At 65.9% G+C, this 9,817-nt stretch carries 13 protein-coding genes; 7 read left to right on the forward strand and 6 right to left on the reverse strand.

The genetic code is table 11. The features are described 5' to 3' along the window. Window positions 1–31: 31 nt before the first annotated feature. The 4 genes from DK926_RS22885 to DK926_RS26795 form a co-directional block, all read right to left on the reverse strand. On the reverse strand, window positions 32–283 hold the full coding sequence (locus DK926_RS22885) for a YgaP-like transmembrane domain (protein ID WP_032401340.1): 252 nt from the start codon (window positions 281–283) through the stop codon (window positions 32–34). 28 nt (window positions 284–311) lie between these two features. Beyond that, the gene (locus tag DK926_RS22890; RefSeq protein ID WP_243636978.1) at window positions 312–2,378 is read right to left on the reverse strand and encodes an MMPL family transporter; all 2,067 of its coding nucleotides are present in this window, start codon (window positions 2,376–2,378) and stop codon (window positions 312–314) included. 919 nt (window positions 2,379–3,297) lie between these two features. After that, complete coding sequence (locus tag DK926_RS22900; RefSeq protein WP_114332305.1) at window positions 3,298–3,663, reverse strand: hypothetical protein; 366 nt, start codon at window positions 3,661–3,663, stop codon at window positions 3,298–3,300. Window positions 3,664–3,767: 104 nt separating this feature from the next. Beyond that, complete coding sequence (locus DK926_RS26795) at window positions 3,768–3,923, reverse strand: hypothetical protein (protein WP_165839655.1); 156 nt, start codon at window positions 3,921–3,923, stop codon at window positions 3,768–3,770. A gap of 71 nt (window positions 3,924–3,994) precedes the next feature. Between DK926_RS26795 and DK926_RS22910 the strand changes: the two genes are divergently transcribed. The 6 genes from DK926_RS22910 (at window position 3,995) to DK926_RS22940 (ending at window position 7,519) form a co-directional block, all read left to right on the forward strand. Further along, window positions 3,995–4,258, forward strand: a complete 264-nt coding sequence (locus DK926_RS22910; protein ID WP_125833449.1) for a hypothetical protein — start codon at window positions 3,995–3,997, stop codon at window positions 4,256–4,258. Between the two features lie 311 nt (window positions 4,259–4,569). Next, window positions 4,570–4,785 (forward strand): hypothetical protein, encoded by a 216-nt coding sequence (locus DK926_RS22915; protein ID WP_114332308.1) that lies wholly within the window; start codon window positions 4,570–4,572, stop codon window positions 4,783–4,785. A 294-nt stretch (window positions 4,786–5,079) separates the two neighbouring features. Next, entirely contained in the window at window positions 5,080–5,322 is a 243-nt protein-coding gene (locus DK926_RS22920; RefSeq protein WP_114332309.1) for a hypothetical protein, read from the forward strand. Between the two features lie 222 nt (window positions 5,323–5,544). After that, window positions 5,545–5,787, forward strand: coding sequence for a hypothetical protein (locus DK926_RS22925; RefSeq protein ID WP_125833450.1), 243 nt, complete (start codon window positions 5,545–5,547; stop codon window positions 5,785–5,787). Between the two features lie 518 nt (window positions 5,788–6,305). Continuing rightward, a complete protein-coding gene (locus tag DK926_RS22935; protein WP_114332317.1) occupies window positions 6,306–7,169 on the forward strand; it encodes a hypothetical protein in 864 nt (287 codons plus the stop codon). Then, the gene (locus DK926_RS22940; RefSeq protein WP_243636977.1) at window positions 7,166–7,519 is read left to right on the forward strand and encodes a hypothetical protein; all 354 of its coding nucleotides are present in this window, start codon (window positions 7,166–7,168) and stop codon (window positions 7,517–7,519) included. The genes DK926_RS22935 and DK926_RS22940 overlap by 4 nt, the downstream gene beginning before the upstream one ends. Before the next feature lie 13 nt (window positions 7,520–7,532). Here the strand turns inward: DK926_RS22940 and DK926_RS22945 are convergent, their stop codons facing one another. Further along, entirely contained in the window at window positions 7,533–7,931 is a 399-nt protein-coding gene (locus DK926_RS22945) for a DUF4333 domain-containing protein (RefSeq protein WP_347812653.1), read from the reverse strand. A gap of 272 nt (window positions 7,932–8,203) precedes the next feature. Further along, window positions 8,204–8,395, reverse strand: a complete 192-nt coding sequence (locus DK926_RS22950; protein ID WP_114332312.1) for a hypothetical protein — start codon at window positions 8,393–8,395, stop codon at window positions 8,204–8,206. 114 nt (window positions 8,396–8,509) lie between these two features. On the opposite strand from DK926_RS22950, the gene DK926_RS22955 reads away from it, so the two are divergent. Beyond that, entirely contained in the window at window positions 8,510–9,484 is a 975-nt protein-coding gene (locus DK926_RS22955; protein WP_207890897.1) for a hypothetical protein, read from the forward strand. The last annotated feature ends 333 nt before the right edge of the window (window positions 9,485–9,817 follow it).

The following is a 9,817-nucleotide window of genomic DNA, read 5'->3' on the forward strand; positions in this document are numbered from 1 at the left end:
CTTTCGGTGGTCGAACTGTGGTGGTGTGGGCCTACCCGATTCGGGGCCGGCGAATACTCGGCACGCCCGCTTTGGTGAGCAGTGCGCTGGCCGGGCACCAGCCAACCGCTGCGTAGAGGGCGAGGTTGGCGGCAGCGAACGCGCTGAGTAGTCGCCATTGCGGTGCGTGTAATTCGCCGAGTGCCAGACCGGTGGCGGTGACACCGGCAGCAAGGGCGGGGACGATACGTTCGATCGGCCATCCTGTGAATGCCGCCGAGTGGGTTGTGTTCGGATCGGTCATGATTGCTCCGTTGGGTGTGGTGAGGGTGTCAGTGAGAGAAGCTGATCGAGGGCAGCACCTTGCGCAGCCAGGCTGGTGACCACCATGCGGCGTGACCGGTCAGACGCAGCAGGACCGGCAGCAGGATGAGCCTGATCAGGAAGGCGTCGAGCAGTACCGCGACACCGAGAATGATGCCCATTTCTTTCGGTGGGAGCGGATCGGAGAGTGCGAAGGTGAAGAACACGGCGACCATGACCGCGGCGGCGGCGAAGATGACCCGGCCGGAGTGGGCGAGGCCGTCGACCTGAGCGGCTTTCGGGTCCCCGGTCTTCTCGTAGTGCTCTTTCGCGGTGGCGAGCAGGAACACGGTGTAGTCCATGGCGATGGCGAAGATCATCGCGAAGAAGAACACCGGACCCCAGCCGTCGAGGAAGCCTTGCGGGGTGAAGCCGAGCAGTGATGCACCGTGCCCGTCCTGGAAGATCAGCTTCGCGACCCCGAACGCTGCGGCGGTCGAGAGCAGACTGACGGCGGTGCCGAGGATCGCGATCAGCGGTGCCTGCAGTGCAACGAGCAGCAGGATGAAACCGAGCGCCAGAATGATCCCGATCACCAGCGGCAGGTAGTCGTTCAGTGCTTGCTGCAGATCGAGGTTCTCCGCCGGTGCCCCGCCGACCAACGCCGACTCCGGGAGCTGCGCGCGCAGGTCACCGAGGATGGTGCCCATACTCTCGTCCGAGGGGTCCACGGCGGGAAGCGCTTGTAGCAGTGAGTAGTTCGAGCCGTCCGCGGCAGGCTGGGGCGGAGTCACCATCGAGATCCCGTCGACGGTACTGGCTGCCGTGGCGGTCGCGGCGGCATCCGCGGACGGGACGACGATCTGCAGTGCGCCGGGTGCGCCGGCACCGAACTGGGCCTGGACGAGCTCGTAACCCTGGCGAACCGGTGCATCTTCTGGGACGACGGCGATCGAGGGCATCGCCACTTTCAGTCCGAGGACCGGAAGGGCCAGCGCAATGAGGATGCCGACGGAGACCAGAGCGAACGGCCAGGGATGCTTGTGGAGCAGTTCACCCCAGGCTGCGAATTTCGGGGAGCGGTGCTGCTGGCGCTTGGCGTAGGGCAGGGAGGCGGCGTTGACCTTGGAACCGAGTGCACCCAGGGTTGCGGGGAGCAGGGTCATGGTGGCGATCAGCACGAAGGTCACGGCGAGCATGATGCCGACGGCCATGGTGCGCACCGCCGGTGCGGGAACGAGCAGGACGGCCGAGAGGCTCACCAAGACCGTCAGACCGGACAGGACCACGGCTTTGCCTGCGGTGTCCATGGTTTCGGCGACCGCGGCACGTGGATCGGCGTTGCGCAGTGCGTCGCGGAACCTGGCGACGATGAACAGGGCGTAGTCGATTCCGAGGGCGAGGGCGAACATCATCGCGAAGTTCATCGCCCACACCGAGATCGGCGTGACGCCGTTGAGCAGAACGAGTCCGCCTGCGGATGCGACCAGGCCGGCAACGGTGAGTAGCAGCGGCAATCCCGCGGCGACGAGGGAGCCGAACGCGAGCACCATGATCGCCAAAGTGACCGGCCAGGAGAACAATTCGGCCTGAATCATGGCGTCGTGGTTGGCCTTGTTGAAGTCCGACCACAGTGCGGAGGATCCGGTCGGGTAGACCTCGATGCCGTCGCCGGAGAGTTCGGTCAGCTCGCCCTTCACCTCGTCGACGGCCTTGACCATGTCGTCGGTACTCGCGTTTGCGCCGGCGATCAAGATGCCGGTGTGACCGTCGGGACTGATCGTCATGCCCGGCTGGGGGGCGATGACCTCACCGAAGCGAGTGTCACCGTCGAATACGGCCGCGACGTCGGTGAGTGTCTGCTGCATCGCTGCGTCTTCGATCGTGGCGGTGTCGGAGTGAACGACCACCTGCACTGCTGCAGAGGAATTGCCGCCGAAATGCTGCTGGGCGAGCTCGCGGACCTGGACGGATTCGGAACCGTTGGCCTGCCAGCCGGCCCCGGCCAAGGATGAGAACACCGATGGTGCAGCCGATCCCAGTGCAACGAGGGCGATCAGCCAGATGCCGAACACCCACCGGCGGCGGGCGACCATCGTGCTTCCCAGGCGGCCTAGTGCGCCGGGTGCCGGTGGCCGATGGCGGTCGTGGCGGCCGGTGGCCGCCGCGGTAGCGGGCTTGGTCACAATTGCTTCTCCTAATACGGGTGGGGGTATTCAGAAGTGTTGAAGACGCCCAGAGATTCCTGCGAAATGCAGTGGAGTGCTGTTGGGGTGGGGGTCAGCGACGAAACAGGGAACGAAAGAAGTTGTCGCGTGTAGCTGGGGCGGGTGTCTCCATGGAGCAGGAGCACTGCTGCGACCGCGGAACGTTCTTCATGACGCTGTCGACATGTCGACCGCAGCCAGCCCAGGTGGTCTTACCGCATGCCGGGCACGGGACGGGGTAGCACATGGCGGTCCTTTCTGGCGGGTACATCACTACTGTGACACATACCTAGGGGGGTATGCAAGTACCCGTGGGGGTATGAGGGAAGGGGTGGGCCGGAGCCGATCGGTAGACGGCAGTGGTTTTGCCGGATCCAACGCGAGGCTGTGCTGGCGGCCGCAGGAGGCGTTTGATGGTCGCCAGTCTGCGAATGCGGTTGTCCCTCAGGGGTTGATGCTCCACCCACGCGCGAGTTGCGCCGCTATCGTCCGCGAGTTTCTGTGAACCCGCGCAGTTGCGTCCCACTTCCATTCGTGCACCCAGTCCGGCCCCGATGGGACAGGTCCGGGGCTGGCGAGCATCGGTGACAACGGGTTGGGCGGCACAGACCCGTGAATGCCCGTCGCCGAGACGGAGCAACCATCACCACCGGGCCTCGCTCAACGGCGCCGAATCATGTTTCGCAGACGCCATCGCGCGCCACGGAGAGGGAGGAGCGGGCGACCTCCCCCTCAGACGGCCGACCGCTCCTCCCGCAGTGTCAGACGCCGCCGAAGAACAATCGGTTCCCTCGTTTTCAAGAAAACTTCAGAACATCGCCAACTGGTCGACGTCCGCGCTCACTCGCACGCGCGGCCGGGCAGCGGCACGCCGGACAGCAGCCTTCGTCGGGGCAGGTACGGGGGCCTGCGCCGCAGTCATGTCGAGTCCGACACCGGCCCGGCTCGCCAACACCGCCCGCACGTAGAGGTGGCGGGCGTGTTCACGGCGGCCGTCCTCGCTGTCGCGGCCGTGCCACTGCGTTTTCCACGCCGACGAGCCTGCCTGCGGCGTCGCCATGGCGCGGTCGGTCAACCGGTCGAGCAGAACATCGACCTTCTCAGCCAAGGTCTGTGCGAGCTCGTCGAGGACCGCCGCCGGTATCCCGGCAACATCAGGCTCGCCCTCGCTCATGCCCGCATGCTAGATCGGCCCACCGACAACATCGGCCCACCGCCGACTGGCCTGAGCAGCGGGGTACCCCGCCCAGCTCTGGACGGCGGCGGGACCAGGAGAGGTCAGTGCTCGGTTTCGGGACGCCACGGCCGTCCGTTCCTTGCCGGTGCACGATCGGTGCGGTGTTCGAGATCGGGGTTGCAGAGCGCGATCGCCACCGCGGTCGAGCGCACGATTTCCTGCTGCAGCGGCGGGCCGATCAAGGTTCGGATTCGCATGAGCACGAGTATGCGACCGACCACCGACACTATCGCCGGATTGGGAATGCCCTACACACAGGCTGGATTCGGTGAAAATTGAACCAGGACGGAACCGGACCGGTGTGCGGGGCGTCCAAGTTCATGTGGAGGACGATCCGGAATACCGGCACGCGCTGATCGAGGAGGGCTGCGATCCGGACGATCCACACCTGCGCGCAGCCATCGCCGACGTCGTCGCGCTGCTACGCCAGATCGGCGCTGCCGAGCGCACCGAAGCGGATCGAACCAACGGCCCCGATCTCCACGACATCGGTTCTCTCGACGGTTCGGCGCGGGGCGCCACCGAGCACTGACACGATCGGCACACGCGCGGCGAGGACTCGGCGCGCGCACGATGTTCGGCGCCGCGAACACCGCCCGTTGACGCGGCGCGGCACTCATCGTCGAGCCGTCGTGCACGGCAGGTTGATTCGGGCACTGCGTGCGTTTCGGATCGTCCCCTGCGGGGCCGCGTCCTGTGGTCACCACAGGGTTCGTACAAGCCGCCTCAGCCTGACATGCCGGGGACCCCGACCAGTCAACCCACGCTCCGCTCTTCGGGGTTGACAGGCCACCCTCGTCACGTCCGACTGCTGCGTCTCATCCGAACTCAGAGAGGATTCGCATGCTTCCCGATCGTTACGACGCAGTCATCGCCGCCGCCGCCGAACACGGCGCGACCGCCGCCGGCCACGACCTTCACGCGCTCCACGCCGACATCGCCTACTTCGCTCACGATGACAACAAGGCGCCCGCCCGTCTCGACGAGCGGATCTGGGACGGTCTGCTCGCCAAGCACACCATCGCCGCCGCCGACGCGGTCGCGCTCCGGATCGACTGACCACGCGAGCTCGGCCCCGCCCACCTCGGACGGGGCCGACACACCCCGTGGCATGCATCGATGTACAAAAACTGTTGTTGTCGAACCAATTTCACGCAGGGTGAGGGAGCGGGAGGATCGTCCCCTGCGGGGCCGCGTCCTGTGGTCGCCAAGGAGGTCGTACGAGCCGTCTCAGCCTGACACGGCGGGGACCCCGACCGTTCAACCCACGCTCCGCTCTTCGGGGTTGAGCGGCCACCCTCACCATGTCCGACCGGGACGTCTCATCCGAACCTTCCGGAAGGTCCTCAAGCCATGAACGATCACCAGATCATCACCGCACTGATCGGCGAAGCCGCTCAACTACCCGCCGCAGATCCCCGCGCCACGCGCTGGGCCACCGAAGCACTCGCGCTCGCCAGCGCAGCAGAGCTGCCGCTGCTCGTTGAGGAAGCCGAAGGCGTGCTCGGGCGCATCGAACACGACACCACCTGCATCTGGTGCGCCGGAGTGCCCGGCGCGGATATCCCGATCGGATCGTTCTGGTGCACCCACTGACCCAGACGTTTCCGCCGTCCCGGCCCACTGGCGGCCGGGACGGCGGTCGTCTGCGCGAGCTACCCGCACCACCCCGGCCACCCGACGCCCGGAGGCGCCGGAGGATCGTCCCCTGCGGGGCCGCATCCTGTGGTCACCACAGGGGTCGAACGAGCCGCCTCAGCCTGACATGCCGGGGACCCCGACCAGTCAACCCACACTCGCTTCGCTCCCTCTACGGGGTTGACAGGCCACCCTCACCATGTCCGACTGCTGCGTCTCATCCGAACTCGAAAGGACCTCGCCATGTATCCCGACCGGCTCACCGCCATCGCCTCCGAAGCCGCCAGCCGCGGCGCCACCGCCGCCACCCACAACCTCGGCGCACTCCACGCCGCCATCCACCACGCCGACTTCCGCACCGCGCCAGCCCGCCTACCGGAGGAGATCTGGCAACACCACCTCGGCCGACACCGCACCGCCTGACCGATTCGGCCCCGCCCGGTGTGGCGGGGCCGGAACGTCGATGTCAGACCGTGCGGCGCAGCGCAGACACCCACCAGTGCGTGGCCGTGGAATACTCCCGGCCCGTGCCCGGTTGACCAGTGCGACGGTGTTCGACCCACTGCCCCGGGTACCACCCCAGAACAGCCGCTACGAGCGGCCACATGCCGAGAGGCGCACTGGCGGACACCGTCCCCGACACACACCGAGAGCCGCAGACCCAGCAAAAGGGTTCTGCGGCTCTCGACGTCTACGGCCTTGCCCCGTTCATTCGAACGACCGACTCGCTCGCATTCATTCGAATGAACGCGCTGTCATTCGAACGAATGACAGAGGACGCAGGCAACAACCGGAGGGGAACGGACGTCGCTCGGCAGCAGGCGCTACCGAGACCTGCGGCCGCGTTCGAAAGACGGACGTGAGCTGCACCGTTACGTATCGAACATATGTTCTAGTATGATGTGGAGGGTCTCCACCCGCCCGGCGAAAGGTCGATTCCCATGGCCACCGCCTCGATGTCCGACCTGACCGGGCTCGACAAAACCGCACAACTCGACGCGCTCCGCCGCCGCATGGCCGCCATCCCGGCCCGCCGCGATCACGCACCCGCCGACCTGGCCCCGAGGTCTGCTGTCGAGGCTTCGCCGCGACCTGTTGTCGCGTCGGCCCCTACCGCGCTGCGTCGCGTCGACGACGAGCCGCCACTTGCCGCGCCGGGCTCGAAAACGCTGCGGACCATCCCGGTGCCCCTACCGCTGGCCGAACTCCTCCCACATGGAGCTCTGGCCCGCGGAACAGCCCTCACCGTCACCGGCGCCGGATCCGTACTCGTCGGAATCGTCGCTGCCGCCAGCGCGGCCGGCCACCACGTCGCAATCATCGGCCAACCCAAATTCGGGCTGCTCGCCGTCCACGAACACGGCGGTGACCTATCCAAAGTCGCCGTCATCGCGGGTGGAGGCGACAGTCTCGAAGTTGCGTCGATATGTCTCGATGGTGTCGACCTTGTCGTGACCACCCTTGGCGGCCGCGACATCCCGCCCACCCGCAGCCGCGCACTCCTCGCCCGAACCAGATCGCACGCAGCCGTCCTGATCTGCACCGATGGGCGGATGCCCGGCATCGACCTCACCATCGACTCCCGACTCGTCGACGTCGCCGGGATCGGGCAGGGGAGAGGCCGACTGCGGTCGATCACCATCGACACCACCATTCGTGGCCGCGCCGTCCAACCACGCACCGGCCGCTACACCCTCACCGCACCCACCTACGGCGACCGCGCAGGCCTGCACTGGACACCCGCCGACACCGGTGTAGCAGCTGGCCGCCGAGACGACCGGCGAATCCTGGCGGCAGCGCAATGACATTGCATGACAACACCTCCGAAGACGCCATGTTCCCGCGCTGGCCCGTCACCTTCGACCCGCCGACCCGGCGCGTCGTCGACCCGCCGCAGCAAGTCCTGGTATCCGTGGCGCTGGCCCTACCCGCGCCCTCGAGTACACCCTTCCGCGACGGCATACCTCTCCGCGTGCGCAGTGAAGGGCTTGCAACCGACATGAAAGTGCAAGGGACACTGCGAGGTTGGGCGCGAGTCTCGACCGGAGGCTGGCTCGGGTGTGTCGACTTCACCGTGCCCACCGGAAACGGCCGGGGCCACTTGGAGATCCACGGCCAATGGGTACCGAGCACCGCGATCACCCCGCTGACCTGATCGACAACATCGATCATCTTGGACGGCTGACCTGGTAAGTGCCGTTGTCGTCGGTGAACGTCAACGAGACCGACCTGTCGGCCCCATCGACCGTGACCATGCAAGACACTGACGAACCCCTATTGACCGGAAGGCGAGCAGGACAATGAACAGCCGAAACGCCTGAAGCGCCGTAGGTTTCGCTCAAAATACTTGCAACACCCGACTCCGCCGAAGCAGTGTCCAAAATCCTGCCACCTGTTCCGTCCCGGGGGGTGGTGGTAGATGACGACGCTGCTTTCGAGTCGCACTCGGTAATCGCTCGATCCGCCAACGCCCGGGCCTGCGGCACCGGAACACCCACCGAATCAGCGAAGTCGATGTCGAGCGTCGGATCGCCATGATTGTCGCCCGACGTCAGATACTCCAACACCGCCTAGCCGCGAGTCCCGCAGGCGCTGTTTACCGCCGTAATAAGACCATTCGAAGACGTCTCCGGACTAGCCACACCGACCGCAGTTGACGAGCATCCGGATGCCACAACACCCACCACGGCTAGATCCAACACCGGGCCACGCACCGACAGCAAAGATTTCACTACAGCTCTCCTACCCTGTGGGGCGACTCCCCGCACCGCGCTCGATCAATCATCGCTCGCCAATGCGGTCACCGCTGCAGATTCCCCTCGCCTGCCATCAACCGCCGTCAGCTCTCCGGACCGCGCTTACGCGCACGCCGCGCCGACGCCAACACCCGCCCGCGCACATACGCACTGAGCGGCAGACCAGCAGCATCCGCAGCCGCCGACACCTCCGCATGCTCATCCGCCGTGAACCGCACCGGCACAACGGAATCACGCTTCGGCTCCGTCGACTTCGGCCGACCAGTACGCACCATGAATCCGATATTACCAACTACGAAAAATCGATTGTGTCGATCGAATTATTCGACTACGATAAATAGCGACTGCACCGCAGAATATAAACCAGCGCAAAACGTTCGGGGGGAACGATGAACAACCTAGTGCAACCAGCACCGTCTGTGAACTTCGACGACCTGTCGTCTCTACTGTCCTCGGTGCTGTGGGGATGCGTGATCGTCGGCATCTTCGGCGCTCTCATCGGAGGATGGCTCGCCTTGAAGGCGTATTTCCACGGTGATCCGCACAGCGCGCGCACGGGGTTCGGCGCGATGGTCGGCGGCATCGTTGTCGCAGCTGCATCCGGCCTGGTGCGGCTCGTAGTCCTCCCGTCATCCGACGCACCGGACGGTGCGCTGACAAATCCCGGGGTTGCCGCGCCGACCACGGTCGAGGCACCCGCACCGATCGACACGACGACGCCAGTCGACACGACGACCGCGCCCACCGACTGGACTCCGCTGCTCTGGGCCGGGGCAGTGCTAGCAGCCCTCGTCGCGCTCGCTGTGCTCGTCTACCTCGGTGTCCGAACCCGAAGCCACCTGGCCGATCGCAAGAAAGCCCAAGCGACTCTCGAAGCGGACTTCGCTACCGCATCCACCGTCTACGCCGAAGTCGCCGCCGCCTACGCCGACTACCTCGCAGACGTCTACGCAATCTTCGAACGCCCACTCCTCGACGACACCCGCGAGCCGCGCACCGCCGCGTTCATCGACGCCTTCGCCGGCGCCACCGCACTGAAGACAGACACCTGCCCGGCCACGCCCGAACGAGTCCAGGCCTTCGCCGACGCGGCCCGCGCCGCCCAGAAAGCTTGGAAGAGCGCCGACGAACACGCCCGCGCTACCGGGATGGGAAAGCTCGACACCGCAGGCCAACGCACCGTCAGGCACATCAAATCCGCCCTCGCGATCGCCATCGACGAGGCCGCAGCCCCCGGAGAACGCGACACCGCACTCGACACAGTCCGACGACTTTCCGCCGGTCTCATCACCATCCCAGACCGCGTCTACACCCGAACCAAGACCGCAATAGAAACCACCACACGCAAACAACTCACCCGCTGAACACGCAATCAGGTGGGCGCGACGAACTCGCCGCTGTCGTACCCACCTGACATCATCGACCACCACAGCACAAGTTCAACTCCGAGGGGGAGAAGAGTGAACTCCACGACTGCGCAAAACACCACGACAAGCGACGCGGCTCATCACCGCGAACCAGCACACGCCGGGAACACGCTCGACAACATCGCCCTATGGGCCGCGACCATTGAAGTACCCCAGGTTTTGTTCCGTTCTTTGTAGGAGGATGGAGCTATGCCACGTCAGTACCCGCCGGAGTTCCGGCAGCGAGCAGTGCGCATGGTGGAGACGGTGTTGGAATCCGACGCCGAGCTC

The sequence above is a fragment of the Rhodococcus sp. Eu-32 genome (assembly GCF_003336925.1).
In the GTDB taxonomy this organism is placed as follows: Bacteria; Actinomycetota; Actinomycetes; order Mycobacteriales; family Mycobacteriaceae; genus Rhodococcoides; species Rhodococcoides kyotonensis_B.